This is a genomic window from Paenibacillus sp. J22R3 (assembly GCF_056269305.1).
The window spans coordinates 65398-92206 of sequence record NZ_JBWDNS010000007.1 but is presented as its reverse complement, the minus strand read 5'-3'; the positions used below and the strand labels follow the sequence as shown (position 1 = coordinate 92206).

At 51.7% G+C, this 26809-nt stretch carries 20 protein-coding genes; 12 read left to right on the top strand and 8 right to left on the bottom strand.

Annotation, left to right across the window (positions count from 1 at the left end):
• Positions 1 to 51 precede the first annotated feature (51 nt).
• The 3 genes from AC0YN4_RS26335 to AC0YN4_RS26325 all read right to left on the bottom strand — a co-directional run bounded on the left by AC0YN4_RS26335 (position 52) and on the right by AC0YN4_RS26325 (position 4780).
• A complete protein-coding gene (locus tag AC0YN4_RS26335) occupies positions 52 to 1548 on the bottom strand; it encodes a DHA2 family efflux MFS transporter permease subunit (RefSeq protein ID WP_475837196.1) in 1497 nt (498 codons plus the stop codon).
• Entirely contained in the window at positions 1545 to 1994 is a 450-nt protein-coding gene (locus AC0YN4_RS26330) for a MarR family winged helix-turn-helix transcriptional regulator (RefSeq protein ID WP_475837195.1), read from the bottom strand. Before AC0YN4_RS26330 ends, AC0YN4_RS26335 begins: the two co-directional genes overlap by 4 nt.
• Positions 1995 to 2209: 215 nt before the next feature.
• Positions 2210 to 4780, bottom strand: coding sequence for a bifunctional 2',3'-cyclic-nucleotide 2'-phosphodiesterase/3'-nucleotidase (locus AC0YN4_RS26325; protein WP_475837194.1), 2571 nt, complete (start codon positions 4778 to 4780; stop codon positions 2210 to 2212).
• A 331-nt stretch (positions 4781 to 5111) separates the two neighbouring features.
• Between AC0YN4_RS26325 and AC0YN4_RS26320 the strand changes: the two genes are divergently transcribed.
• The 9 genes from AC0YN4_RS26320 to AC0YN4_RS26280 all read left to right on the top strand — a co-directional run bounded on the left by AC0YN4_RS26320 (position 5112) and on the right by AC0YN4_RS26280 (position 17558).
• Positions 5112 to 6254, top strand: a complete 1143-nt coding sequence (locus tag AC0YN4_RS26320; RefSeq protein ID WP_475783778.1) for a glycoside hydrolase family 172 protein — start codon at positions 5112 to 5114, stop codon at positions 6252 to 6254.
• Positions 6255 to 6290: 36 nt separating this feature from the next.
• Entirely contained in the window at positions 6291 to 7619 is a 1329-nt protein-coding gene (locus tag AC0YN4_RS26315; RefSeq protein ID WP_475837193.1) for a glycoside hydrolase family 140 protein, read from the top strand.
• A 40-nt stretch (positions 7620 to 7659) separates the two neighbouring features.
• A complete protein-coding gene (locus AC0YN4_RS26310) occupies positions 7660 to 9336 on the top strand; it encodes a glycoside hydrolase family 127 protein (protein ID WP_475837192.1) in 1677 nt (558 codons plus the stop codon).
• 151 nt (positions 9337 to 9487) lie between these two features.
• Positions 9488 to 11194, top strand: a complete 1707-nt coding sequence (locus tag AC0YN4_RS26305; protein WP_475837191.1) for an extracellular solute-binding protein — start codon at positions 9488 to 9490, stop codon at positions 11192 to 11194.
• A gap of 99 nt (positions 11195 to 11293) precedes the next feature.
• Positions 11294 to 12190, top strand: coding sequence for an ABC transporter permease (locus AC0YN4_RS26300; RefSeq protein WP_475837190.1), 897 nt, complete (start codon positions 11294 to 11296; stop codon positions 12188 to 12190).
• A gap of 13 nt (positions 12191 to 12203) precedes the next feature.
• A complete protein-coding gene (locus AC0YN4_RS26295) occupies positions 12204 to 13088 on the top strand; it encodes a carbohydrate ABC transporter permease (protein ID WP_475783783.1) in 885 nt (294 codons plus the stop codon).
• 46 nt (positions 13089 to 13134) lie between these two features.
• Positions 13135 to 14937, top strand: coding sequence for a sensor histidine kinase (locus AC0YN4_RS26290; protein ID WP_475837189.1), 1803 nt, complete (start codon positions 13135 to 13137; stop codon positions 14935 to 14937).
• Positions 14909 to 16540, top strand: a complete 1632-nt coding sequence (locus AC0YN4_RS26285; protein ID WP_475783785.1) for a response regulator transcription factor — start codon at positions 14909 to 14911, stop codon at positions 16538 to 16540. The genes AC0YN4_RS26290 and AC0YN4_RS26285 overlap by 29 nt, the downstream gene beginning before the upstream one ends.
• 31 nt (positions 16541 to 16571) lie before the next feature.
• Positions 16572 to 17558 (top strand): aldo/keto reductase, encoded by a 987-nt coding sequence (locus AC0YN4_RS26280; protein WP_475783786.1) that lies wholly within the window; start codon positions 16572 to 16574, stop codon positions 17556 to 17558.
• 81 nt (positions 17559 to 17639) lie between these two features.
• On the opposite strand, the gene AC0YN4_RS26275 is transcribed toward AC0YN4_RS26280, so the two are convergent.
• Positions 17640 to 19292: a response regulator gene (locus AC0YN4_RS26275; protein ID WP_475783787.1), complete on the bottom strand. Its 1653-nt coding sequence runs from the start codon at positions 19290 to 19292 to the stop codon at positions 17640 to 17642.
• Between the two features lie 177 nt (positions 19293 to 19469).
• Between AC0YN4_RS26275 and AC0YN4_RS26270 the strand changes: the two genes are divergently transcribed.
• The gene (locus AC0YN4_RS26270; RefSeq protein WP_475837188.1) at positions 19470 to 22619 is read left to right on the top strand and encodes a discoidin domain-containing protein; all 3150 of its coding nucleotides are present in this window, start codon (positions 19470 to 19472) and stop codon (positions 22617 to 22619) included.
• Between the two features lie 60 nt (positions 22620 to 22679).
• Here AC0YN4_RS26270 and AC0YN4_RS26265 read toward each other — a convergent pair whose 3' ends face one another.
• From AC0YN4_RS26265 to AC0YN4_RS26255, 3 genes are all read right to left on the bottom strand, one after another.
• The gene (locus AC0YN4_RS26265) at positions 22680 to 23309 is read right to left on the bottom strand and encodes a TetR family transcriptional regulator (protein WP_475783789.1); all 630 of its coding nucleotides are present in this window, start codon (positions 23307 to 23309) and stop codon (positions 22680 to 22682) included.
• Entirely contained in the window at positions 23302 to 23808 is a 507-nt protein-coding gene (locus AC0YN4_RS26260; RefSeq protein ID WP_475837187.1) for a hypothetical protein, read from the bottom strand. The genes AC0YN4_RS26265 and AC0YN4_RS26260 overlap by 8 nt, the downstream gene beginning before the upstream one ends.
• 160 nt (positions 23809 to 23968) lie before the next feature.
• A complete protein-coding gene (locus AC0YN4_RS26255; RefSeq protein ID WP_475837186.1) occupies positions 23969 to 24415 on the bottom strand; it encodes a VOC family protein in 447 nt (148 codons plus the stop codon).
• A gap of 317 nt (positions 24416 to 24732) precedes the next feature.
• Here AC0YN4_RS26255 and AC0YN4_RS26250 point away from each other — a divergent pair, with 317 nt between their 5' ends.
• On the top strand, positions 24733 to 25524 hold the full coding sequence (locus AC0YN4_RS26250) for a peptidoglycan-binding domain-containing protein (RefSeq protein WP_475837185.1): 792 nt from the start codon (positions 24733 to 24735) through the stop codon (positions 25522 to 25524).
• Between the two features lie 195 nt (positions 25525 to 25719).
• Positions 25720 to 26208, top strand: coding sequence for a YfbM family protein (locus tag AC0YN4_RS26245; RefSeq protein WP_475783793.1), 489 nt, complete (start codon positions 25720 to 25722; stop codon positions 26206 to 26208).
• A gap of 108 nt (positions 26209 to 26316) precedes the next feature.
• Here the strand turns inward: AC0YN4_RS26245 and AC0YN4_RS26240 are convergent, their stop codons facing one another.
• The gene (locus AC0YN4_RS26240; RefSeq protein WP_475837184.1) at positions 26317 to 26796 is read right to left on the bottom strand and encodes a DinB family protein; all 480 of its coding nucleotides are present in this window, start codon (positions 26794 to 26796) and stop codon (positions 26317 to 26319) included.
• Positions 26797 to 26809: the final 13 nt, after the last annotated feature.

Here is a 26809-nt window from a genome sequence, read left to right as displayed (position 1 = left end):
AAGAAGGCCGGGATCTCCTTAAGCGGAGAATTTCCGGCCTTTTGTCGTTCCTTAATCTACATCGGCAAAATCAGTGAAGTCCGTGCGTGCAGCTGCAGGCTCTTCATGCGGCTTCGCCTTGCGAATGAAGAACGCCAGAACGAGTGCGGCCACGGTCAGCCAAGTTGCTACGATGAAGGAATGATTGATGCCGTAGATCATCGCCGTTTGCGTGACTTCTGCCATTTTGGTTTGGTCGGTCGTATCGATTTGGCCAGCAATGATGAGCTCCTTGGCGTGGGACGCCGACTTGTTCGTCATAAGCGTAACCAGAATCGCGGTGCCGAGTGCGCCGGAGACGTTGCGAAGCGTCTGCGACATGGCCGAACCGTGAGCGTTCAGGCGGCGCGGCAGCTGGTTCATGCCGGCTGTCTGAATTGGCATCATGAGCATCGACATCCCGAACATACGCAGCGTATAGATCAGCATCATGTGATTATAAGTGGTGTCCGCCGTCAAATGACTGAATTCATAGGTTGTAATCGTCGTGATGACGAGACCGACAACCGCCAGCCAACGAGCGCCGACTCTATCGAAGATCATCCCCGTGATTGGAGACATAATCCCCATTAGAATGGCTCCCGGAAGCAGCAGCAAACCGGAGTCCAGCGGGGAGAAGCCGCGGATGTTCTGCAGGAAGATCGGAAGCAGAATCATACCGGAGAACATGGCCATCGTGATGATCGCGTTGATCAGTGTCGTCAAGGAGAACATCCAATATTTAAATACATTCAAGTCAAGCAGCGGTTTCTCTGCCGTAAGTGACCGAATGACGAAGAGCAGTAAAGACAGCCCGCCCAATGCCAGGCAGACAATAACGGTTGCACTTCCCCAGCCGGCCGAGCCAGCGTCGCTAAAGCCGTACAAGAGTCCGCCGAAGCCGATGGTGGATAGCACAACCCCAAGGGAATCGAGTTTAGGAAGACTGGTCTTAATAACATCCTTCATGAAGATGGCACCGATGATGACGGCCAAGATAGCTAGCGGCATGATGATGTAGAACAGGACATGCCAGTTATAATGCTCGACGACCCAGCCGGACATCGTAGGACCAATGGCCGGTGCGAAAATCATCGCGATTCCCATCATCCCCATCGCTTTGCCGCGTTCTTCTACAGGGAAGATCGTGAGAATGACGACGGACATGAGCGGCATAAGGATGCCGGCGCCGACAGCTTGCACAAGGCGTCCGGAGAGCAGTACGCCGAAGTCGCCGGAGAAGGCACATATGATGGTACCAACGGCGAACAAGGAAGAGGCCACCAAGAACAGCTTGCGTGTGGAGAACCGGTTGAACAAGAAGGCGCTGATCGGGACGAGAACGCCGTTTACGAGCATGTAGCCGTTGGACAGCCACTGAATCGTGCTCTCGTTTACGTTGAGGTCCTCCATCATTTTGGGTAAGGCGACATTTAATACGGTTTGGCTGAGCAACGCTACGAATGCTGCAAGGAGCAGCGAGGCCATGATCGGACCTTTGCGCAGGGTTGAGCTTATCATGCTGGTCATATAGCACCATCCTCTTTCACTTTTCTTAAGATGCCTAAAATTTCAGTTTGGATACGGAGAAATTGAAGCTGGTCCTCCTCGGACAATTGAAGAAGAGGCTGGAACATCAGCGTACGAGTCTCGTTCGATTCTTCCCACAACGTTCGTCCTTTATCGGTAAGCGTGAGCGTCATGGCCCGTCGATCTGCCTCGGTCCGCTCGCGGTATACAAGCTCATCCCGCACCATGCGATCAATAATGCCGCTAGTCGTGCTGCTGCCAAGATTCAGCTTCTCGGCCAGCTCCGTCAGTTTGATCTCCGGATGGTCTCTCAGGATGCGAATGACGATGAGCTGAATCGGCGTGATTCCATGCTGCTGCGCCACTTTCTTCATCACTTGGAAGAAGGCTTGATTCACCTCGCGGTAGCTATGAAAAATGTGAAGCATTCGCTGTTCATCGTCCACTTTCGTCCACCTCCTGCTTAATTGCAGTTACTTCGCATACGAACTTTCGCATACGAAGTATTATGCTCCGATCCAATTCATATGTCAATATTGATATATAAAATAGAAAAAGGTACCTGATTAGGGTACCCTTAATCCTCGTCAAAAAAAGACCCGCAAGAGGTCACTTGAATTCAAGTGTCCATCTCGCGGGTCTTAGACCTGCACTTCATTTATTATTTTGTTGCGCTTGCCATGAGCAGATCGATCACTTTAGCTGCTTCCGCGCGTGTCGATGTTGCTTTCGGAACAAACGTATTGTTGCCGCGGCCATTCATAATGCCTTTGCCTGTAACGGCATCGACGCTGGATTTGGCCCAAGTGCTGATCATGTCGCTGTCTGTGAATACAACAGCAGCCGCAGCTGCAGCTTCCGCTGCTTGAAGATCCAGCGCGTTCTTAGCCATCACGGCCATTTGCTCGCGCGTGATGCTTGCTGCAGGAGCAAACAGATCGCTGCTGATGCCTTTAACCAAACCATTGCCGTAAGCTGCTGCTACCGCGTCAGCGTACCAGCTGCCAGCCGGAACGTCTTTGAACGATGCTGCAGTCGCGGTTGGTTTAAGGCCCAATGCTTTCACAAGCATGCTTGCAAACTCCGCACGCGTAACTTGCGCGTTTGGATCGAAGTCCGTTTCGTTCTTGCCTTGAACGATTTGCTTAGCGGCTAGACGCTGAATAGATGCGTAAGCCCAGTGCGAAGCAGGTACGTCACGGAACGATTTGTTCAAGTTGATGGAGAAGATGCCGAAGCCTTTGTCATCGGTTTTGTCCAAGTAACGAATGTTGCTTGTGGCTTTCGCATAACCTTCTGCCTTCGGCGAAGAAGCGAACGTTACATTCACATCACCGAAGATTGGCGCGATGGACCAGTTGTTGTCGATCGACGGGTTGATCTCTTTGTTATCTGTGATGTAATCCATCAGAATTTGGCGGTTCTCTTCTGTGGAATCAATGATATACTTGCTTCCTTTAACGCCTGGGAAGTTGCCGCCGCCGCTTGCACGGTAGTTGTTCGTTACGACGATAAAGTCTTGGTTCGGGTCTACTGCTTTACCTTTGTATTTCAGGTTGATGATACGGCTGGAATCTGCATTGTTAACCGTACCGTCTACTTTATATTTCGCCGGCTTCGTAACATCGACTTGATACGTTACGCCGTCAATGACATCAAAGTTGTATACAGGGAAGCTGGCGTTCAGCAAAGCTTGCTCTTCTTTGACAGTCGGATCGATTTGATTGAACTTGCCTGCCGACATTTCCAGCCATTCTTTCACAACAGAGCCTTTAACCAGGATGGCTTTCATCGTGTTGTCGTAGAGGTAAAGATCGCCTGCGCTCTTAATGGCAAGAGGGCCTGTTTTAATTTCCGTATATTCTTCTACGCCATTGCGGCCTGCCTTAAACGGAGCGCCAACCGACAGAATCGGCGTGTCTTTGTATTGCGGCAAGTTGTCCTTCACATATTGTTCCACGTACCATTTCTGCGCGTTCGTTACAATTTGGACCGATGGATCGTCTTGAACTAGGGCAAAATAGCTGTGAATCGGCGAAGTCGTCGTACCGATTGGGTTGTTTGCATATTGAATAGTCGCATCATGATCCGCTTTAACAGCTGCTACGATAGCAGGATCTTCTTCAACAAGCGGTTTCTTCGCTACTTTGTCATAGATGGATTTCGTGGAAGACTGGGAAGCCGCCACTTTCCACTTGCCGTCTTGCTTCTCAAGCGTAAGATCGATGACGCCGAGGTCGCTGCCGCCGTAACCGGCTTGTACAGCAGGAACGCCGTTGATGGTGCCTTTAGCGTTATCTACGCCAGGCAATACTTTGCCAGAAGCGTCTTTGAACAGGGCATCAAGGGATTTCTCGTCAACTGCCGGGAATACCTTATGCGTGTGGGAGAAAGTAATCGCATCAATGCCAGGCACTTTACTAAGCGGCAAGACAGCATCTTCTGCTTTCACATGTGCTTGCGCGTTGCCGTTAAAGCCGGTGTGCGCCATAGCGATAATGATATCTGCACCTTCGGCCTTCATGACAGGAATGAATTTCTCAGCGGTTTCGACGATGTCCTTCGTGATGACATTGCCTTCAAGCGAAGCTTTGTCCCAGTCCATGATTTGCGGAGGCACAAAACCGATGACGCCGATCTTGAGCGTTTGCTCTTGGCCGGATTCGTCTTTGTACTTCTTCTCAATGAGCTTGTAGGGCTCGAATTTGTTTTTATCATTGTCAGGGTTGTTATCCTTATCATCCACATAGACGTTAGCGGAGATGTAAGGGAAGTTAGCGCCTTTGATCGCTTGGTTCAGGTAATCTAGGCCGTAGTTGAACTCATGGTTGCCAAGCGTAGCTACGTCGTAGTCCATCAGATTCATCGCTTTGTAAACCGGGTGAATCTCGCCTGCTTTCAGCGGAGCGACTTTCGCTTTGTACGTGCCGAGCGGCGTGCCTTGAATCAGGTCTCCGTTATCGACCAAGAACGTATTCGGGGATTGTTCACGAACTTGTTTGACCAGGTTCGCTGTTCTTGCTAAACCTACGGTTGGAGCTGCAGCATCTTTATAGTAATCGTAGGACATCAGGTTCGTATGAATGTCCGTTGTTTCCATAATGCTAAGCTTCAAAGTCGAAGCGTCTGCTGCTTCTGCGGAAACGATCCCGCTAAATGGTACTGCGAGCATTCCTACTGCTAATGTAGTTGCAACAAACTTGCCAGCTCTTTTCGTCTCTCTGTTTCTCATGCTGCTCCACTCCCCTAGTAAAGTTTGTTCAAAAATTTTTGAATCGATTAATGAACCTCTCTTATCTTAGTTGAAGTCACCCGAAAAGACCACCGTCAAAAAATGTAATCGACGATCGGCAAAAAGGTAAATGAAAGACAACAAGAGTCAACGATTTCACGTTGTAGGCGTGCTTGCGCAGGCTCTATAATCGAGATAGGAAACGAACGCCAAACCTACATAGCAGCCGAGATTCGATAACTCCTGTCCACCTGAGGATAGGAGTTTTTTTGGGGTAAGCGGATTTATCAAATCGGATCATTTCTATTATATCCATAGAGGAGCGATCATCATGTCCATACTAGATGGCCTTTACAAGCTTCATAACGGAAGAAGAACGAAACGGATATCGAGCTATGACCGAGCGGGCTTCAACAAGGATTCCGTGCCGATCGGGGCGCGAGAGGTCCGGGAAATCGCACGGATTGAAGGATCGGGCATTATCCGCCATATCTGGATGACCATCAGCACGAGTGATCCCATGATTCGCCGGCATGCAGTGCTGCGCATGTACTGGGATGGGGAGACCGAGCCGAGCGTGGAATCACCGATCGGGGATTTCTTCGGACAAGGCTGGGGCCAGTCCTATCCGTTCCTTTCTTTGCCGCTGGCAGCGGCTCCGCAAGGAGGAAGAGGACTGAATTGTTATTTTCCGATGCCGTTCGGTCAAGGGGCTGTCATTACGGTGGAGAATGATTCGGACACGCCGATGGATGCTCTTTATTACTATGTGGATTATGAAGAGCATGACGAGCTCGGGGATGATGTCGGCAGATTCCACGCGCACTGGCGCCGCGAACTGACAGAAGCAGATCCGGAGGATGGCGAGAACGAGGGATTGCTTGAGATCGTACCGCTGAAGCCGACTTTGGATGACAAGAACAATTACGTGTTTGCAGATATAGAAGGAAAAGGTCATTTCGTCGGGCTGAATTACTTCGTCGATAATCCGAGTCCGATGTGGTACGGGGAAGGCGACGATATGTGGATGATTGACGGCGAAGAATGGCCGGGATCGCTGCATGGCACGGGAACGGAGGATTATTTTAATACCGCGTGGTGTCCGAAGGAAGTGTTCATGCATCCGTATTTCGGCATCGCCAAGATCAATGAAGGGGAAACCGGGTTTCTGGGACGGACGCACTGCTACCGATTCATGCTGGAGGATCCGGTGTATTTCGAGAAATCGCTGCGCGCGAGTATGGAACATGGTCACGGAAACGTGCTGACGCTGGACCTTGCGACCGTTGCGTACTGGTATCAATCAGAGCCGCATAAGCCTTATCCGAAGCTGCCTGATCGGGCCGGCAGGCAGAACATGCCGATGCTCAATTTGCATGATGTGCATTATTGGCGGCACGAATACCGCAAAGCGTTCGGCGGCGGAACGAAGCTGTGGGGCAACGAGTGGCGGACACAGCGACCGCAAGGCTAACAAAGTAAATCAGTTCGAAAGGTGCGAAACGGGACAATGCTGAACATAGCTGAGAATAAACGATTTCTGGTCAAAGAAGACGGTACGCCTTTCTTCTACATGGCCGATACTGCATGGGAGCTGTTCCACCGGTTGGACCGCGAGCAGACCGCAGTGTATTTGGAAACCCGTAAGGAGCAGGGCTTCAATGTCGTACAAGCGGTCATTCTCTTCGAGCTTGAAGGGCTGGCCGAACAGAACGCGTACGGCGAGGTGCCGCTGCTGCAGAATGAGGCGGGCATCTTCGATCCCTCGCTTCCCGCGGAAATTGCGGATCGCTACGATTATTGGAAGCATATCGACTACGTCGTCGATTATGCGGCATCGCTTGATCTCATTGTTGGCATCGTGCCGACTTGGGGAGACAAAGTGCTGCTGGGAAATCCTTTTGCCAAAGGGCCTGAGATCTTCAATGTGGACAATGCCCGCCAATTCGGTCGTTACGTAGGTGAGCGATACAAAGACAAGCCGAATATCGTATGGATTCTCGGCGGAGATCGGAATCCGGATGAGCGTATTGCAGTGTGGCGGGCGATGGCAGGAGGATTGCGCGAAGGAGATGGCGGCAATCATCTGATCACTTACCATCCGATGGGCGGCTTCTCCTCCTCGATTTGGTTCCATCACGACGACTGGTGTGATTATCACACGCATCAATCCGGCCATTTCGGGCGGCACTTGGCGAACTATAACCTGATTGCTAAGGACTATCATATCTATCCGCCTAAGCCGACAATTGATGGGGAACCCCGTTATGAGGATCACTCCGTGAATTGGAACGAGGAGCTTGGTTTCTTCCTCGATTATGACGTTCGGCAGGCGGCATACTGGGCGGTCATGGCCGGCGCCTTCGGCCATGTTTACGGCCATACGAGCGTATGGCAGTTTTATGAGCCGGGCCGTCTGGCTTACAGCGGCGCGAAGCTGCACTGGCGGGAAGCGCTCAGCCGCCCAGGTGCCGACCAGATGAAGCATGTGCGGGCGCTCTTCGAATCGCGGCCTTTGCTGGAGCTGGTGCCGGATCAGAGTCTGATCACGGATCAGCTTGAAGGGGCGAATCATATTCGGGCGGCAAGAGGGCGCGGTTATTTGTATGTTTACAGTGCGACCGGGCAGCCTTTCGAAGTGAATATGGGGCGTATAACAGGCGACCGGGTTCGCGCCTATTGGTACGATCCGCGTACGGGCGAGACGCTGAGCGCGAGCGTACATAATCAGGAGATTCCGAACCACGGCATTAGATCGTTCGTGCCGCCCACTTCAGGAATTGGCGAGGACTGGGTCTTAATACTGGACGATGCTGCTGTGAACCGCGGAGAGCAGTAAGCAGTAACTGGAACAATACGAGGAGAGAAGGGGAATCGGTATGATTCGAAATACAGTCCAATTGGAACAGATCGCCGTGCAAGGGGATTTGCTTGATCGTTTAAGAGCGAATGCGGCTCGTTTGGCAGACCCTCTATATAGCCCGGAGGAAGTCTTTAAGCCATCGAGCTATGATTGGCCGGGCGATAATGAAGGCAGAACGCTGCTCGCCCAAATCTTGACCGCCCGCGCAACAGGCCAGGATGCCGTTCACTTGGACGCCATCTTGGCGAAGCTTCCGTTCTATTTGAATGGACTTGGCTATTTTGGGAATATTCTGCCTGAGGGGATTACCGATGAGCAGCAGCTCTCCGGCAACAGCTGGTTTCTGCGCGCCTTGTGCGAGCTGTATGCTTGGAAGCAGCAGCCGGAAGTGCTGGACCAAATCGGGCGCGTCGTGAAGAACCTGCTGCTGCCCGCCCACAGCCACTTCGCGCACTATCCGACCGATCCGTCCGAGCGGGCGGAGGGCGGCGAAGCGTCCGGCACGCTCGCCGACAAGACGGTTCGCGACTGGTACCTGTCGACGGACATCGGCTGCGCCTTCATCATGCTCGATGGGGCGACACATGCTTATGAGCTGCTGCAATGGCCGGAGCTCGAAGCGACCGTCCAAGAAATGATCGAGCGTTTCCTCGCGATCGATCTCGCGGGTATCAACGCGCAAACACATGCGACGTTATCCGCGCTGCGGGGCATTCTTCGCTATTACGGCATGAGCGGGGACAAGAAGCTGCTTCATGCGGCGGAGTCTATTTATTCCTTATATTTAAACGAAGGTAAGACGGAGAATTATGCGAATCGCAACTGGTTCAACCGCCCATGGTGGACAGAGCCTTGTGCAGTCGTGGACTCATTCGTAGCCGCCGTAGAGCTATGGAGATATACAGATCATCTACATTATCTGGAGACGGCGCATCTCATCTATTACAACGCAATCAGCCACGGTCAGCGCGAGAACGGCGGCTTCGGCTGCGATTGCTGTACGCGTGAAGAGGAGCCTTCCCTATACGCGCTCGAGAATGTGTACGAAGCGTATTGGTGCTGCACGATGCGCGGTGGAGAAGGACTCTCACGCGCTGCGGAATACAGCTACTGGCTGAGAGACGACGAAGTAACAGTGCCCTTCTATCATGCTAACAAAGCGGAGCTTTCGTTTGCAGAAGGCACGGTGTCGATTGAGCTGGAGACGCGTTACCCTTATGAAGGTTATGCATCACTTACCGTCGTGCAATGTCCGGATTCCATTCCACACAAGACGATCAGGCTATTCGTGCCAAGCTACTCCGTGGCGGGTTCAGCGGCGCTTCGCCTTAATGGTGAGTTGGTGAACGATGCCGTGCTGAGTAACGGGTTTATTGAAACTCCGGCGGTGATTCTTGCAACAGGGGCGAAGCTCGAGCTTTCCTTCGACATCGAGCTGGAGCAAGTCCCGATTCGAAGCAGCAGTGAATCAGAATGTCAAGCTCCGGTTACGCTGCGTCATGGTGCGCTTCTTCTTCATGGGCCGCATGACGTCGACGCTGCATCCATTCAAGCCGGATCTAAGCTTACGCCCCTCGGAAACGCGGTTTATCGGGATGAGAAGAATAAGCACGAATTCTCGCCGATCTATCGTCCTATCCGCAAGGCTGCGAAACAGGATGCCCTAGCTAAGAAGCCGATTCTATTCCGCTAGATAAGGAATGTATTGACTTCCGTACTCTTTCGTTTACTAAAGTAAAGATTGGTCATTTCATGTCAATACATTCATATTTTCGCCTCCCGGTGAGTTCGGTATGATGAAGCAGCAAGAATGACAGCGTATATATAAACGGGAGGTTGCAAAGATGAAATCTATGAAACACGTTTTGCTGTTGACGGTAATGACCATGGTCGTATTTACTTCAGCATGCGGCAAATCGAATGATACGTCCGGTACCGATGCGGCAAACGAACCTGCTGCAGGCAACAACAATTCGGCCAACGCGGCTGAAGAAACAATCGACATTAATGCAAAGTATGATCCGGCGATTACCGTTACGGCCATTCGTGACCAAGATCCATCCATGGCGTTCAATGAAGGCGACGACTTCGAGAACAACAACTGGACCAAAGCTTATGCGGATGAGCTTGGCATTACGCTTAAATACGATTGGATCGCTCCATCGGATCAATACTATGAGAAACTCAATGTTGCAATCGCTTCCGGGGATATTCCGGACATTATGAAAGTAAACGGCGCGCAATTGAAACAGCTGGTGGATGCTGATTTAATTGCCGACTTGACTGATGTATATAACAAATACGCGTCCGAGCTGACGAAGAAATCGATCGAAATGGGTCCGCTGGCCAAAGCTTCTGCGACGTTTGACGGCAAACTGATGGCGATTCCGCCGGATGAAGGCTCCTTCGAGGGCGGACTGTCCTTGATGTATATCCGCGCAGACTGGTTGAAGAAGCTGAACCTTGAAGCGCCTAAGACATGGGCTGAGCTGGAGAAGGTCATGGATGCATTCGTGAATCAAGATCCGGACGGCAATGGCAAGAAGGATACGTTCGGTATGGGACTGACGAAGGACCTGTACAAGAACGGCGTTGCGGAAGCAACGGGCGTATTCAACGCATTCGGCGCACAGCCGTACACGTGGGTTCAGCAAGCAGACGGCACAATCGGCTACGGCGGTATTCAGCCGGAAGTGAGAGAAGCGCTGCTTAAGTTGCAAGACATGAAGAACAAGGGACTTATCGATCGCGAATTCGGCGTGAAGGACTCCGGCAAGGTCGGCGAGGATTATGCCAATAACCGAATCGGCGTGAACTTCGGTGCGCTGTGGAATCCGCTTTGGCCGCTGCAAGATAGCGTAACGAAGAATGCGGATGCGGATTGGGTCGTGCTTCCGGGCATTTCCGCTACCGATAAACCGGTTCAGTACACCGGCGCGTTGGAATTCAATGAGTACATGGTTGTCAGCAAGAAGATGGAGCATCCTGAAGCGCTCATCAAGCTGCTGAACACAAGCCAAGAGAAGCTCTACGGCGGTAAAGCAGATCCGAAAGTGTTCCATACGGAAATCGTAGGGGACAAAGAATATGCGCACTTCAAAGAGAACGTCATGATGGTCAAAGGCTCCGACCCGATCGGAAACTACGGCCACTATAAGAAAGTGATTAGCGCGCTCGACTCCAAGGATGCAACACCGCTCAATCCGGAGGAGAAAGGCTATTACGACAAAATCGTTGCCTTCCAAGGCGGAGACCGTACAACGTGGGGCACCGTGCGCGTGTTCGGTACGGAAAGCGCGTATAGCGTCCTAGACGGCATCTATCAGAACAAGGATCAGAACATCAACTTCACGAAGTTCTATGGCTCCAAGACGAAGACCATGGCGGAGAAAATGGCGACGCTTGATAAAATGCAAAAAGAAGTGTTCACCAAAATCATCCTCGGCTCGCCAATCGAAGATTTCGACAAATTCGTAGCCGACTGGAAGAAGCTTGGCGGCGATCAAATTACGCAAGAAGTGGCCGAGTGGGCCGCGCAGCAAAGCAAATAATTCAGAAGACAAAGAAGAAGAACGATAGTGATCTTCCTATCCTTCTTCTTCTTCTTTCATCTACCGCAAATACGACATACGAAAGACGGAGGGACCGCAATGGTTAAGAATAGAATCAGCCAGATGCCCTTTCATTTGATGCTGCTTCCGGGTGTCATTCTCGTGCTGATCTACAGCTATGGCCCGATGCTCGGCATTGTCATGGCATTTCAGCATTTTATCCCTGCGCTCGGCTACTCCGGCTCGGAGTTTACCGGTTGGGAGAATTTTCAGTATGTGTGGGATATGCCGGAGACGTTAACCGTGCTCTGGAATACCATCTATATTTCCGTTATGAAAATCACGGCGGGGCTCGTGTTTCCCGTACTCATCGCACTCATGCTTAATGAAGTGACCAAGACCGCCATCAAGCGGGGCATTCAAACGCTCATCTATCTGCCGCACTTCCTGTCTTGGATCATCCTTGGCGGCATCCTGATCGATGTTCTGTCGCCATCGAGCGGCATCGTGAACCACATCCTTGGCCTCTTCGGCGTAGAGCCGATTTATTTTCTCGGCGATAATCGGTGGTTCCCCTTTACGGTCGTCATCAGCGACTTGTGGAAGGAATTTGGTTTCTCCACGATCGTCTATTTGGCTGCACTCACGTCCATTAATCCGGTGCTCTACGAAGCAGCGGTTGTGGATGGAGCGAGCCGCTGGAAGCAAACCTGGCATGTGACGCTGCCGGGCATGGTGCCGATTATCGTACTGCTTACGACATTAAGCCTTGGCAATGTGCTTAATGCCGGCTTTGATCAAATCTTCAACCTCTATTCACCGCAAGTATTCGAAAGCGGAGATATCATTGATACGCTGGTCTACCGCCTTGGACTTGAGCAGGCGCAGTTCGGACCTGCGACGGCGGTCGGATTGTTCAAATCCTTCGTTTCGTTCGTGCTCATATCGACTTCCTATCTACTCGCCTACCGTTTGGCCAACTATCGCATATTCTAGGAGGTGCGCGAACTTGTCTTATCAATTAACGACCAGCCGCAAGCTGTTCCAAGCAGCCAATTATACGTTTCTTATCGGATTGTCCATTCTGTGCATTCTGCCTTTGCTCCATGTTTTCGCAATTTCGCTTAGCGACAAGACTGCGGCTGCCGCAGGTGACGTCGTGTTATGGCCCGTCGATTTCACGCTGCAGTCCTACGAATACGTGCTTCACAAACCGGAGTTCTCGAGATCCTTCTTCGTTACCCTAGAACGGGTTGCTCTTGGCACGCTCGTTAATATGTTTCTGACCATTCTGCTGGCCTATCCGCTGTCCAAGGAAGTCCGGACGTTCAAATACCGCACGGTTTACGCCTGGTTCTTCGTGCTGACGATTCTGTTCAGCGGCGGCTTGATCCCGAGTTATATCGTGGTGTCGAAGACGCATTTAATGGATACCATCTGGGCGCTGATCATCCCCGGCGCGGTGCCTGTGTTTAATGTGATCCTGCTGCTTAACTTCTTCCGGGGATTGCCGAAGGAGCTGGAGGAGGCTGCCTTCGTGGACGGCGCTCGCGCGTGGACGGTGCTGTGGAAGGTGTTCGTTCCGCTATCCATGCCTGCGCTTGCGACGATCGTGCTGTTTACCATCGTGCACCACTGGAACTCCTGGTTCGACGGGCTGATCTTCATGCACCGCCCGGAGAATTATCCGCTTCAAAGCTATCTGCACACGGTCGTCATCAAGATTGATTTGGCGATGCAGTCCGCGAAGGATTTGGATTCCCTTGCGCAGGTATCTGACCGCACATCCAAGGCCGCTCAAATCTTCATGGGGGCGCTGCCGATCCTGTTAATCTATCCGTTTCTGCAACGTTTCTTCGTCAAAGGCATCGTGCTCGGAAGCGTGAAGGAGTAGCGACGCCAAGCGAAGGTGATGAGCGAGGGCATGTTATAATGACCAGATGTTAAGATCCGAAAGGAAGTCGATTCCTCTGAGACGAACCACCAAGCTCCGAATCCCGATTTTCGGAAAGCTCGTCATCGCCTTCATGCTCGTCATTATTCCGATGTACACGATAAGCCTCTTTCTGAATCAGTGGGGCGCAGCCAGCGTCCGCGATGAAATTACGAAGTCGATGAAAGGCCGAGTCCACTTCTATATTCAATCTCTCGTTGTGGAGTTTGAACGGATCCAGCGGCTGCAGTGGGACTTCATTAATGACCGCGATTTGCAGAGGCTGAGCGTAACCAGTGAAATCATGTCCGATAACGATCGGACCCAGACGATCATCAGGCTGCAGGAGCGGCTCGCGCTTGTGAAGAATTCCAGTAATTATATCGCGAGCTTCAACGCTTATATACCGACGCTAGGCAAGGTCATCAATTCGCAGAACAATTATGATTCTGCGGATCAAGCTTATTTGAAGGCGCTCATCGATGAAACGGACCGCATTCATCCCATTGTCCAGTCATGGCAGGACAGGCTGTTCATTACGCAGAAATACCCCGATATCGGGTACCCCGATTCGCTCACGTTCTTCTTGAATGAAGAAATCTCGAAGAAGGCCATTCGGCAGGAGCTGCAGCAATTTAGCAATATTCAAGACGAACAGGCTATTCTTTTCGGCACTGACTTTGATTGGTCGATCACGAATGACGATCACGCCGAATTAATTGAACATATACGGCAAGTTGCGAAGAGCCTCGTGAAAGGCGACACAGTGACGGCTATGGATACGGTCGATTATGAAGGCAAATCGTACTTGCTTACCTTGGAGCACGAGTCTTCCTTTGATATGACGCTCGTCATGTACATGCCGGTGAAGAACGCGCTTGGGCCGATTGCCAAATATAACGTATGGCTGTGGGTGCTTTCGCTCACCTCGTTCATTATCGTATTGTTCTTCTCGTACTGGATTTACCGGGTCATTCATAAGCCGCTTGAGCAGCTGGTCCGAACGTTTCGCAAAGTGGAGAAAGGGCAGCTTGATGTGCGACTTAACCCCACAACCCGCGATGAATTTGAATACTTGTACAGCCAGTTCAACTCGATGATCGGACGAGTGAACGTATTAATTGAAGAAGTGTACGAGCAGCAAATCCGTTCGCAGCGCTCGGAGCTGAAGCAGCTGCAGGCGCAGATCAATCCCCATTTTCTATATAACACCTTCTTCATTCTGAACCGGATGGTGAAGGTAGAGGATTATCCGAAGCTGAAGCCGTTCACGAAGCACTTAGGCAACTATTTCAAATTCATTACGCGCGACGCCTCCGACGAGGTTGCGCTTCGAGAAGAGTTGGCTTTCGCCCAATCGTATTTGGAAATTCAGAAGATTCGGTTTGAGGACCGCATCCATATCGATATTGAAGTATTGCCTGAGCATTATGCGGATTTGCTGGTGCCAAGACTGACTTTGCAGCCGATTATCGAGAATTGCTATAAGTATGGGCTGGAGGATGTTGTATCCGGAGGGCAGCTGCGCATTGCGTTCAGGCAAGCAGGCGGTTTGCTAACCGTTGTCATCGAGGATAACGGCAAAGGGATGAGCGAGGAAGATATATACGCCTTGAACCGTAAACTGAGCCACTCGCAGGGGCAGTTGGAAATTACGGGCATGATCAACGTACACAAGCGGCTTCAACTGATGTATGGGAAGGAAAGCGGGATTCGCGTAACGACCAGCGAGGCGCTCGGAGGGCTGAAAGTCGAGCTCTATATTCCGGTAAAGGAGGAACATGATGCACCGGCTATTGATTGTAGATGATGAGCCGTATATCGTCTCGAGTTTGAAGGAGTTGTTCGAGGAAGCGGAGCATCTCGAGCTGGATATTTATTGCGCAGGCTCGGCCATGGACGCAATCGCACGGCTGGAGCAGACGCGAATCGATATTGTGCTTAGCGATATCCGAATGCCCGGCATGACAGGGCTTGAGCTGCTCGCCCAAATTCGGCGCAGATGGCCGGCTTGCAAAGTGATTTTCCTATCCGGGCACAATGAGTTCTCGTACGTGCAGGAGGCCCTTCGGCAGGGAAGCGCAGGGTATTTGCTCAAGACGGACGATGAAGAGGAAATCGTGCTTGCCGTAGCCAATGTCATTGCGGGCATGAACGGTGAACAGCATGTGCAAGTCTCGATCGAGAAAGCGCAGCTCCGTATGCGCCAGGCACAGCCAGTGCTGCAGAGAGGGTTTCTGACTGAGCTTGCAGAAGGCGAGCCGCTTGCCGACGATGCGACCAGAGCCAAGCGGTTTCAAGAGCTGGAGCTCGGGCTGCGAGCTGACCGACCGTTCATGCTTGTCGTAGGCCGGATAGACCGCTGGGATGAGAAGTATTCCACAATGGACAAGGAGCTGCTCCTGTACGCCGTTCAGAATATCGCTGAAGAAGTGTTCAGCCATGCGGGTACCTTCGTCCCCGTGATGAGCGATCGCTCACGTTTCTTCTGGTTCATTCAAGTAGGCGGCGGCGAAGCTGCTGCTGAAGTTCCATCCCGATTTGTTCAGGAATCACTCGATTTTATTCAGAATCAATGCGAATCGCTGCTCAGTGTACCGATTTCGTTAGCCTCGACGGAGCAGGAGATTGCTTGGAACGAGCTGCCGGATTATTACGGACGCTTGAACAGGCTTCTTATTCGGGGGCTTGGACAAGGCGATCGGATGCTGCTCTACGAGAAGCAGGAGGAGGATCCGGATTCGGAGACCAGCATCTCCCGCTGGCACAGCGAGCTCAACCAGCTGGGCACCCTGCTTGACAGCGGCAATCGGGATGCTTTCTTGCAGCTGCTGGAGAGCATCTTAGGGCGAACAGCCGGGCGGTCGTATGGCATCGTGCAGGAAACGTATTATATGATTGCGACTTTGCTGCTTTCGAACATGAATCGATGGGGCGTTTACGAGGCTGTATCCCACAAGCAACCCATTAATCGACTGCTTCATTTGGATGGACATGTGTCTTGGCAGGTGGCAGGCGACTATCTCAAACGAACGGCCGAAGTGATTTTCGCGCTGCTCGATCAGGATAAGTCGGCGAAGAGCAATGAGGTCGTCGATCAGCTTCATGGCTATATCCATGAGCATATTGAAGGCGATCTCTCGTTGTCCCGATTGGCGGATCTGGTGGGGCTCAACAGCAGCTACTTGTGCAGATTGTACAAGCAGCTGACGGGGAGCGGTTTATCCGAGTACATCACCGAGCTGAAGCTGACCAAAGCGAAGGAGCTGCTTCGTGATCCTCAGCTCAAGATTGGCGAGGTTGCGATCCGAATCGGACTGGATCCGGGTTACTTCTCCCGCTATTTCAAGAAAATGACGACCCTTTCTCCTCAAGAATATCGGGAGAAAGCAGCGATTCGGTCATCGGAGTAACAGGCAACGGATCATGGGGGAGGCAGTTAGAATGAATAAGCGCACTATACCGGGAACGCCGCTCGAGGCTTCCGTTATCTGTCTTGGAACGTCCGCTTATGGCGGTACGCTGCCGAAGGAAGAGGCTTACGAATTGCTGGATCTATTCACCGAGCTCGGGGGCAATTTTCTGGATACGGCCAATGTCTATGAAGATTGGCTTGGCAAAGGCAAGAGCACGAGTGAACGTACACTCGGGGAGTGGCTCCGATTGCGTGGAGGCAGAGACAAGATCATCCTTGCGACTAAGGGCGGCCATCCGGATTTGCAATCGATGTCCGTGTCTCGGCTAAGCAAGGAAGAGATCATTCATGATCTCGAACAAAGCCTTCGCCATCTGCAAACCGACTATATTGATTTGTACTGGCTGCACAGAGATGACCCGTCGATACCTGCAGGAGAAATCATCGAGACGCTGAATGAACAAGTGGGCGCAGGCAAGATTCGCGCGTTCGGCTGCTCGAACTGGAGTGCCCAGCGTATCGAGGAAGCTCGCCAATATGCTGAGCGCAGAGGGATTGCGAGCTTCGCGGCGAGCCAGCCTCTGTGGAACCTCGCGGTGCTCAATGAGGGGATCATTAATGATCCGACGGTTGCGATCATGGACGAGAAGTCGCTCGCCTATTACAAGGAGATCGGCCTGGCGGTTGTGCCTTTCTCTTCGCAGGCGAACGGGTTCTTTGGCGGACGCTACTTCAGAGGGCAGGACATTCAGATGGGCGGCAGCGCGCATATTGTCAAAGCGCATTATTTCAACGAAGCCAGCTTCGACCGGCTGGATCGTGCGAAACAGCTTGCGGATGAGCTTGGTACGACAGCCTCACGCATTGCGCTCGCCTATTTGATCTCGCAGCCGATCCCGGTCTTCCCGATTGCCGGAGCGAATAAGCGGGAATATATGCTGGATAGCTGCGCGGCCGGAACGATAACGCTGACGAAGGAACAGCTGCTGTTCCTAACGGGCGGAAGTCCGATGTAACAGAGGTAGCCATGGCGCTGCAGCTTCACGCCAATAGGGGCTTTTCGCAAGTCATTCCGACTTGTGGAAAGCCCCTTGTTCTCAGTTCAGCACCATATCTCTGTATTCTTGCGGAGCCAGACCGGCTGCACGTTTAAACATGCGCGTGAAGTAGGAAGGGGATTCAAACCCGACCGCATGGGCAATATCGTGAATTTTGATCAAAGGATCCAGCAGCAGCAACTCTTTGGCACGATTCATTCGAAGGTTGAAGATGTAGGCCGTGATGGATTCGCCGCTCTCTTGTTTGAAGAGCCGGGACAGATAATTGGGATTCAAGTGTACGATTTCGGATAGATGGGTGATGGAGAGATCACCGGATAGATGCTGCTGGATGTAGGTGTGAATGTTTCTGACAATCACATGCGTATGGTTAGTGCGGAGCTTGTCTCTAAAGCGCAGGAATCGTTGGGAGAATTGCAAGAGCATCGCTTCCATCTTCGACCATGAGGAAAGGCCTTTCATCTGGAACAGCAGCTCCAAATCCATGGAGGGAAGATCGTCATCACACATGCCGATCCGATTACAGCAGGAGATCATCATAAGGGCGAGCTGGTAATAGATTTCATACGTGGTGCTCTGCGAATGGGGCCGGGTTGCGGCTACCGAATGAAGCAAAGAGCGAAGCTGCGACTGAAAAAGCTCACGCTGGCCGCTCTCGAGGAGCGTCTCGAGCTCGGTGACTTTGCGCCGAAAGGCTTTTAAAGAGAATGTTGAGGAGGGCTGTCCATGTCCTCGCTCTTCGACATCGATAATTAACATCTCGTCGTCTGCGCCTAGTCCCAGGCTCATTCTGCACTGAATTCGATCAAAGGTTTCAGCAGCATGACACCATGTAATCGGAGTGGATTGCACGATGAAGGAACAGGGCAGGTTCAGCATTTCTTTCGTATGTAGTTGTACGGCTTCGATATTCCCGTGGATGAAGGTAGCCAATGAGATACAGTTCTCACCGTTCTCTTGTTCAGCAGCCTCCTTAGGTTGAATGAGCCATACCCAGCGGTCTGCCTCGATTTGAACACTCATTAGGTTTGCCTTATGCCTGAGCAGCTCATCGGCAATATTGTTTACCGCATACAAGAGAAGCGTGCGATCGGGTCCGGAGTAGGGTTTGTTCCACTGATCCACTCTGCCCATCACGAGGTAGAAGCGGTCAGCCAGGTTTACGGGCATGTGCAGCTTGGACAAGGAATCCGCTGAGGGGGGAGCCGGCATATGACCATGAACCATGTTTAGCAGCAGCTCTTTCCGAAGAATGGGAAGGGATGCCCGGTACTGCAGCTTAGCCTGTTCGAAGAAGGTCGTATTGTCCATATCCAGCTTGATTTGCTCGCAGGCTCTTCGCACCGCTTGAATAAGGGGGCGGTCGCCTTCCGTTTTCAACACATAATCGACACTGCCGTTACGAAGCGCGGACTGGGCGTAAGCGAAATCGGTATAGGCGGTCAAGAAGATCACTTTGCAGAGCGGCCAGTTGCCTCTGACAATCGCTTGCAGCTCAATTCCGTTCTTCCCCGGCATCTGAATATCGGTCAGAATAATATCGATTCGAATTCGTTTCATCCACTCCAGCGCTTCATCCGCGGAGTCTGAGCCATAGACATCCAAGCTCATTTCAGATGCCAATTCCTCAAACAATTCGCATAGTCCGCGTACGATAATGGGTTCATCATCGACAATCAAGAGTCGGAACATGCCACCCCTCCAAATTCCAGTATTTGTTTATATTATGAGGGAAACGAAAGAAGTAATCATACGGCAAGAATAGTGGGAATCCTATTATTTTAGATCGGGAGAATAGGAATATACTGGGACTGAAAGGGGGGCCTGCGTTTGTAAGAGTTCGTATATTGAGAATGGAGGAGGTCATTTATGTATGGAATCCGAAGGTTAGTGCCCGCAACACTCATCATGTGTCTTGCCCTACTGACTGTATTCTCTCCTTTGGGCCCGGCCAATACGGCTTACGCGGTCGACCCGAAGCTAACGCTGACAGCATCCATGGTCGTGAATGAATCCGGATTAGGTACTGCCGGCATGTTAGTGGATGAACAGAGTGCTGCGGGCGACCCGCTTGGAGGTGCCGGAGGCAGCACGAACACGTATTGGCATCCGGGATGGACGGCCAGCACATATCCTGCAAGCGCATACATTGATTTGGGCCAGTCCTATACCTTGAGTGCCATCTATTTATTTGACCATGAAGGTGCAGGTAACTATACAGTATCATCAGGATCGCCGGGGAATTGGACACCGCTGTTTACCGATCCGCTAACCGGATATTTGGCGTGGAATGCACATGCTGTTAATGTATCCACACGGTATGTACGCGTGACGATGCTGACCGATCAATCGAAGATGTCTGAAATCGTGATCTATGGCTCTTCGGGCTCGGGCGGTGCGGATACGACCGCGCCTGCCGCAGTTGTGAATTTGGCTGCCGGCTCGCCTACGACCACCTCTGCTTCACTTAGTTGGACTTCCCCGGGAGATGATGGAACCACAGGTACCGCCTCCTCCTACGACATACGCTACAGCACATCAACCATTACAACGGCTAACTGGGGCAGTGCCACGCAAGTGAGCGGCGAACCGGTGCCTGCTGCTCCGGGAACCAGCCAGTCCATGAACATAACAGGCTTAACAGCAAGCACGACTTATTATTTTGCTATTCGCACGAATGATGAGGTTCCTAATCTATCGGCCCTATCGAATATTGCAAGCATCACGACATCCTCCACCGGCGGTGGGGGAACCGGTACGAAGATCACGCTCTCTCCGGCGATGCTCACCAATGAATCCGGTTTAGGCAGCGCAGAGCTTCTGGTAGATGAGCAAACGCTGGCAGGCAATCCGCTAGGCGGGGCGGGCGGTAATCCGGCTAACTATTGGCACCCGGGTTGGAATCCGAGCTCTTATCCTGCCAGTGTCACGATTGACTTAGGTCAATCCTATCAGCTCAGCCATATCTATCTGTACGACCACCAAGGTTCAGGAAGTTATGGGGTATCTTCAGGTACACCTGGCAGCTGGACTTCCTTATTCACAGATGGATTGACGAATTATCTGGTCTGGAATCCGCATGCGGTTAACGTGAATACGCGTTATCTTCGATTGACCATGGGCTCCCTGGATGCCAAAATGGCTGAAATTGTGCTCTACGGCACAGCGAGCGGTGGCGGCGGTCCGGATACAACACCTCCGGGCGCTGTCACGAATCTGGCCAAAGGAACCGTATCTTCCACATCGGTGACGCTGCAGTGGACGGCGCCGGGGGATGACGGTGCGGCGGGTTATGCCTCTTCCTACGACGTTCGTTTCAGCACAGCGCCAATTACAGCAAGCAATTGGAGCAGTGCGACGCAGGCTAATAATGAGCCCATTCCGGGAACGCCGGGTTCTGCGCAATCGTTCAGCGTAACGGGGCTTCAGCCGCAGGTCCTCTATTATTTTGCGATGAAAACAACCGATGATGTCGGGCTCATCTCTGCCCTCTCCAATGTCGTGAACGCGACTACCTCGGCTCCGAGCGCAAACTGCGGACCTTATGCACCGAGAGTTCAACATACCGTGGATAAATTCCTTGGTGTGAATGGATTTAATGATGTACCGGTTGATATCCAGACCGTGGGCGGCGCGTTGCGCGAATACCACCCTTGGCCATGGGATGAAACCAATTCCGCCCCATATCCGAACAATTTGCTGAAGTTTAATCCGAGCTACTCCGGCGATCCATGGAACTTTGACAATGTATATGCCACGCATAAAGCAGCTGGCGTAGATGTCAGTCCGGTCATCTGGCAAACGCCGAACTTCATTGCTTGGGGGCATGAAGATAAGCCGGTATATCCGGCAGGGGCAAGCACGACCAACCCGAATTCGTACGTGGCTAAAGCCGAGCATATGTACCAGTTTGTTGCCCGCTACGGCAGTCAAACGGTCCCGGATGCGAACCTCAAATTAGCGCCGGATCAACCAAGACTAAGCGGCTTGAACTCGGTCCGCTACTTTGAGAACTGGAATGAGCCCGACAAGAACTGGATGGGCGCAGCCGCGCAATTCTCGCCGGCAGAGCTCGCAGCGATGTCGAGCGCAGACTTCGACGCCAATTGCCGCAGCATGGCGAACGCCGATAAGCTTGGCGTGAAGAACGCAGATCCGACTGCCCGCATGGTCATGGGCGGCCTGTTCCAGATCGATGTTCCTTTCTTGGCTGGTATGAAGGCATGGGCTTCGGCTAACCGTGAAGACGGCAAGCTGCCGCTGGATGTCATTAACGTTCATCACTACAGCAGCTCGGCCGCTTGCTGCTCGGGCAACGGCATTAGTCCTGAGGCCGACAACCTGAAAGGGAGACTGCAAGCCTTAACGGCATGGCGCGATACGAACGAACCCGATAAGGAAGTGTGGTTCTCCGAATTCGGATGGGGGACCAAAGCGGGCAACTGGATGTATGCACCTCCGATTGGTCCTTATAGCAGCCTAGAGGTACAGGGTATGTGGACAATTCGTGCGTACATGGCCGGATTGGCGGCAGGAGTAGATCGCATGCATTATTACGCGATCCGCGATTCCAATCCGTTCTCGTCGCAATGGGATTTGACAACAGGGCTGACCTTCTTCTGCTCGGCCTGGTCCGGCTGTGACATCAATCAATATACGGCTGCAGGTTACACCCAGTATCAGAAGAAGCCGGCCTGGTACTATATCAACACCTTGAAGAATCGCTTGACCGGCATGCGGTTCAATGGCGAGCAAGCATCCGGCAACAGCAATGTACTCATCTATAAAATCAAGCATCCAACAACAGGAGCAGGTGCTTATGTCGTGTGGGCGCCTACAAGCAACAACACGGTCGTCTCGAATTATCAGCTCACCGTGAGCGGTGCGACTTCCGCTACGTTGGTGCAGCTGAACGAGAGCAGTACGGGCAACGCCTCGTCGCTTACGATATCCGCAGGCAAGGTAACAGTGAACGTTGCCGAGAAGCCGATCCTTATTATGGTCAATAGCATGCCTTAACAGAAAACGGCTGCACCGGATGGAATTCATCCCGTGCAGCCGTTTATTCGTTGCCTTCCATTACGCGGATGGCGAAGCGAGGATGGCGCGTTCAAACGTACGAACCAGCTCAGCGCTGTACGTTTCCATGTCCACTTGCGCGATCAGATTCGCGTTCACCAAATACTCGCCGATCGCGCCTTGAATGGTGCTTGCCATGATGAGGACGTTGAACGCACAGAACTCGCCTGTTGCTTGCCCATCGAACAAGATCTGCTGGAGCCGAGCAAGCATCGGATCTTCCTCATCGTCGCCAATCTTGTAATAGGGCACATTATCCGGTGTCCGTGCGTGAAATACAATTTCAATCAGCGCCGTGTTATGTTGAGGCCGAGTGCCTTGATAGGCAATGCTGGCGTAAATATACGCACGAAGCTTCTCCGTGGCAGTCGCCGCGGTGGCCGTTCTGTTCAGCACATAGGAGGACGATTCCTGAACTAGCATCATCAGCGTATGGTCCATCAGATCGTTCTTATCTTTAAAATGGTACGAAATAAGCGCCGTGCTGATACCGGCTCTCTTAGCGATTTGGGCGAGGCTGGCATTCACATAACCGATTTCATCGAGCGTAGTGATGGCCGCGTTCATGATTTGCGACCTTCTTGCTTCGGTTATAAACGATTGCTTCTCGCCCTCCTTACGTTCAGTCATCCTTGTTCTCCTTCGGTGGTGTTGGTTTGGGTTTAGCGTTGGTACGTATGATGATCAGCGTGATGATAACCAAGATTAGCGCGATATTAATAAGCAATTTGCCGGATGTAATCTCCAGCCCTGTGAAGAATTCGACCACCGATCCATCGAGTAGTTTGCGTGCGACCGTACCGATAAACACAACGATCACAATCAGCAAGCGCATCGCCAGTGTAATTGGCACGATGGCGATCGCCAGCTCCAGCACATCGCGGCCTACAGCATTGCGGCTGAATAGCATCGCTGCTGCCAGCCAGCTCATTGCACCGCCAAGCAGAAACGCGATGGGGGTGATCCATTCATACCAATGAAAGTCAGGAGAATCCCATGAATTTCGGAAGAGCAGCCAGGTGACCAGCGGAAAAGCAATACCGGCTAATACAGCGAGCAGACCAAGCGTGTTTAGAGGGAGCGATCTCCAACCGGATAAGGATGGGGCTTCTTTGACAGGTTCGTTCATCAGACATTCTCCTTTTTAATTATACGGATTATCAGTGCGTTGAGCATTTAATCAAAAAATTGATTACTTAATCAAATTTTAATGGAGATGGCTTCCAATGTCAATCGGCGCAAAAAAAGCCGGGCGACTTCTCTTATCGAGAAGCTCCCGGCTATCTTGTTTATGTTCGAGCTGCCAGAGTAGCTCCCCACGCAGTAGGGTCAACGTCTTTGACATGCTGCGAGATCAGCCATAAATGGTTTTCGCTATCCACTGCCGCATATTGCCGCTCCCCGTATTCCGTTTCGAAGAGCTCCTCTGCAATGCTTGCTCCGGCTGATTTTGAACGATTATAGTGCTCTTCAATGTCGCTCACGAAGATCATTAACGACTGTGTCGTTGCTCCGAGCTTGATCGGACTGGCTGTTAGCTGGCCGATACTCTTCAGCATCACCCATACATCGCCGAGGTAAATCATCGCTCCATGCAGCTGCCCGTCCGGGAGTTCGAAGCGGAAATGTTCTTGGAAACCGAAGGTTTGGCTTACCCAATCCAGCGCCTCTGCGACATTCTCATAGTAAAGATGCGGCAATACATGGTTAGTTGGTACAGAGCGGTTGTGGATCATAACGAGAGTCCTCCTTAAAAGTTACGGATTTGCAGGATACAGGGATAACTGCAGATTCTTATGGATACTCTGCACCGTGCGGTTTGTATATGAGCCTGCTCACTGATGCGCGTTCATACAAATCATACCAGTAATTTGGGTTCTCTCATACGGACCGCCATCACTCGGCATGTTTCTGCAAATACCACCGTTTCAAGCATCCGAACGAAACTGCCAAACCTTTACCCCGAAGAAGCATAATGGAAAATAGGTATTGGGTATAGTAAGGTCTGTGGCAAATCGTGCTCACTACATCCAAAAGGAAGGTGTCTTGTTACATGGAAGCAAATAAACGTTCTCATGGATCTAAAGGTAAATCCTTGAGATCGGCTGCTAAGTTTCTTGGATCATTTTTGTTGGTGCTAACCCTTCTTGTTGGTGCGCCAAATGTCGGCTCGGCTATTGGAAAAGGGGCAAGGGGGCCGGATGTTTACGTTATTCAAGGAATGCTGAAATCATTAGGCAGCTATTCCGGACCGATCGATGGGCGCTATAATGCGTTGACTGTTCGCGGTGTCAAATACTATCAGAAGTCGCACGGCCTGCCGATGACCGGCAAAGTAGATAAACGTACGCTGAAGTCGATCGTGTACGCTTACGATGCTAAGAAGTCAGGCGTGAAGATGAAGGCGAAGAGCAGAGGCATGGGTGGCGCTAAACGTATTCGCGGCGGCGGTAGAGGCAGCGGTGCAGGCGGTGGTGCAGGAGGCGGTGCAGGCGGCGGTGCAGGTGGCGGTGCAGGCGGCGGTGCAGGCGGCGGTGCAGGCGGCGGTGCTGGTGGCGGCGCAGGCGGCGGTGCTGGTGGCGGCGCAGGCGGCGGTGCTGGTGGCGGTCAAGGCGGCGGTGTAGAGCAAAAACAAGAACAAGGCACCGAGCAAGGACAAGAGAAAGGCCAAGTCGAAGAGAAGTCGCAGCAAGAAGGTACTGAGAAGCAAGGCAAGGATAACGGTGGTTCGCAGGGCGGAAGCCAAGGCGGCAACCAAGATAACCAAGGTAGTAAAGACAATCAAAACAATGAAGGCAGTAAGGACAATCAAGACAATACAGATAACAAGAGCAAAGGCCACTAAGCTTGGCTGATAAGACAAAGGCAGGTCCTCCACACGAGGACCTGCCTTCTTTTATTGCGCTGCTCAGATCTAAGAAATGACACATAAAGTGGCATTCAGATAAATATTTACAAATTATAGAAACCGACTTATATTACTTTATAAGTTTAGATTTTTCTCACTTAGTTCTTAACCGATGGTAGAGGAGCGTTTTCAATGAGCATGGTAGGAAATTTACAACGAATCTCGTCCGATTTACTTCATGATCTGCTTCAAGGGGAAGTGGAGTTGGAAGATGTGTTATATAACGGCGGAAGTGAAACCGAATCGTTATATCTTGATAAGTCATGGCACGCCATTCATTATTTGCTCAATGGGGCTGCATGGGAAGGCACGGAACCACTTGTACATACCGTTCTCGGAGGTACACCGATTGGTGAGGAGACTGACGAGGAAGAGGAGCCGACACGTTATTTGACCGTTACGCAGGTAAAACAAATTCACGAAGCGCTGGCTACTATTTCAGAGGAAAGCCTTCTAAAGCGCTATAATCCTGAGCATATGAGGGAGATAGATCTTTACCCTTCACTGAGCTGGGATGATGACGGTGATCGTGAATACGTGATGGATTACTATCGGGAGTTGGTTCAATACTATCGGGTGGCTGCTGAGAACGAGCAGGCTATGTTGTTGTACATTAGCTAACAAGAGAGGCGAGCCTAGACAGGCTCGCCCCTTTCTTTGTACTCGTAATACCAAACGGCATGTACGGTGGTATGATGAGAGGTTGGGAGTTAATAACTCCCGACGTACTTAATGTATGATTTGTGCTGAAGATGGTTGTGGGATATGTTTGCGAATGAGTCCGATTTGACCGGCATGCAGACCTGTATGATAGATGGCACGGCCAAGCGCTTCGCGCGGAGAGGACGGTCCGATCTTCGATTCGACGATCGTATCCCAAGCGTCATCGCTTAGCTGTTTCATCGCTTTCGTCAGAAAAGCATCAGCTGCCGCAGAGAACGCAATCAACTCCTGCAGGGAAAGGGCATGCTCATTCTTCGCGCCGCTTTGACCGCTTGCTATGTATTCCGTTCCCTCAGGAACAGTTGCACCGAAGAACCACTCCGCGAACATATATTCAACCTCAGCGTTATGCCGAATCATATGAGCGATGGAAGAGGCTCCGGGTGTCATCGCCAGAAGAAGTTCTTCTTCGTTTAATCCTTGTACCATTGTCTGAAACCGATCACGAACTACGCGCCAAATAGGGCCGACCGCTTCATAACTCATGCTTACACCGTCC

Excerpts from the sequence above, each read along its gene's own strand:
- AC0YN4_RS26335 (WP_475837196.1), bottom strand. The coding sequence starts at position 1,548 with ATGACCAGCATGATAAGCTCAACCCTGCGCAAAGGTCCGATCATGGCC.
- AC0YN4_RS26325 (WP_475837194.1), bottom strand. The coding sequence starts at position 4,780 with ATGAGAAACAGAGAGACGAAAAGAGCTGGCAAGTTTGTTGCAACTACA.
- AC0YN4_RS26320 (WP_475783778.1), top strand. The coding sequence starts at position 5,112 with ATGTCCATACTAGATGGCCTTTACAAGCTTCATAACGGAAGAAGAACG.
- AC0YN4_RS26315 (WP_475837193.1), top strand. The coding sequence starts at position 6,291 with ATGCTGAACATAGCTGAGAATAAACGATTTCTGGTCAAAGAAGACGGT.
- AC0YN4_RS26310 (WP_475837192.1), top strand. The coding sequence starts at position 7,660 with ATGATTCGAAATACAGTCCAATTGGAACAGATCGCCGTGCAAGGGGAT.
- AC0YN4_RS26305 (WP_475837191.1), top strand. The coding sequence starts at position 9,488 with ATGAAATCTATGAAACACGTTTTGCTGTTGACGGTAATGACCATGGTC.
- AC0YN4_RS26300 (WP_475837190.1), top strand. The coding sequence starts at position 11,294 with ATGGTTAAGAATAGAATCAGCCAGATGCCCTTTCATTTGATGCTGCTT.
- AC0YN4_RS26290 (WP_475837189.1), top strand. The coding sequence starts at position 13,135 with ATGTTAAGATCCGAAAGGAAGTCGATTCCTCTGAGACGAACCACCAAG.
- AC0YN4_RS26285 (WP_475783785.1), top strand. The coding sequence starts at position 14,909 with ATGATGCACCGGCTATTGATTGTAGATGATGAGCCGTATATCGTCTCG.
- AC0YN4_RS26280 (WP_475783786.1), top strand. The coding sequence starts at position 16,572 with ATGAATAAGCGCACTATACCGGGAACGCCGCTCGAGGCTTCCGTTATC.
- AC0YN4_RS26275 (WP_475783787.1), bottom strand. The coding sequence starts at position 19,292 with ATGTTCCGACTCTTGATTGTCGATGATGAACCCATTATCGTACGCGGA.
- AC0YN4_RS26270 (WP_475837188.1), top strand. The coding sequence starts at position 19,470 with ATGTATGGAATCCGAAGGTTAGTGCCCGCAACACTCATCATGTGTCTT.
- AC0YN4_RS26265 (WP_475783789.1), bottom strand. The coding sequence starts at position 23,309 with ATGACTGAACGTAAGGAGGGCGAGAAGCAATCGTTTATAACCGAAGCA.
- AC0YN4_RS26260 (WP_475837187.1), bottom strand. The coding sequence starts at position 23,808 with ATGAACGAACCTGTCAAAGAAGCCCCATCCTTATCCGGTTGGAGATCG.
- AC0YN4_RS26255 (WP_475837186.1), bottom strand. The coding sequence starts at position 24,415 with ATGATCCACAACCGCTCTGTACCAACTAACCATGTATTGCCGCATCTT.
- AC0YN4_RS26250 (WP_475837185.1), top strand. The coding sequence starts at position 24,733 with ATGGAAGCAAATAAACGTTCTCATGGATCTAAAGGTAAATCCTTGAGA.
- AC0YN4_RS26245 (WP_475783793.1), top strand. The coding sequence starts at position 25,720 with ATGAGCATGGTAGGAAATTTACAACGAATCTCGTCCGATTTACTTCAT.
- AC0YN4_RS26240 (WP_475837184.1), bottom strand. The coding sequence starts at position 26,796 with ATGAGTTATGAAGCGGTCGGCCCTATTTGGCGCGTAGTTCGTGATCGG.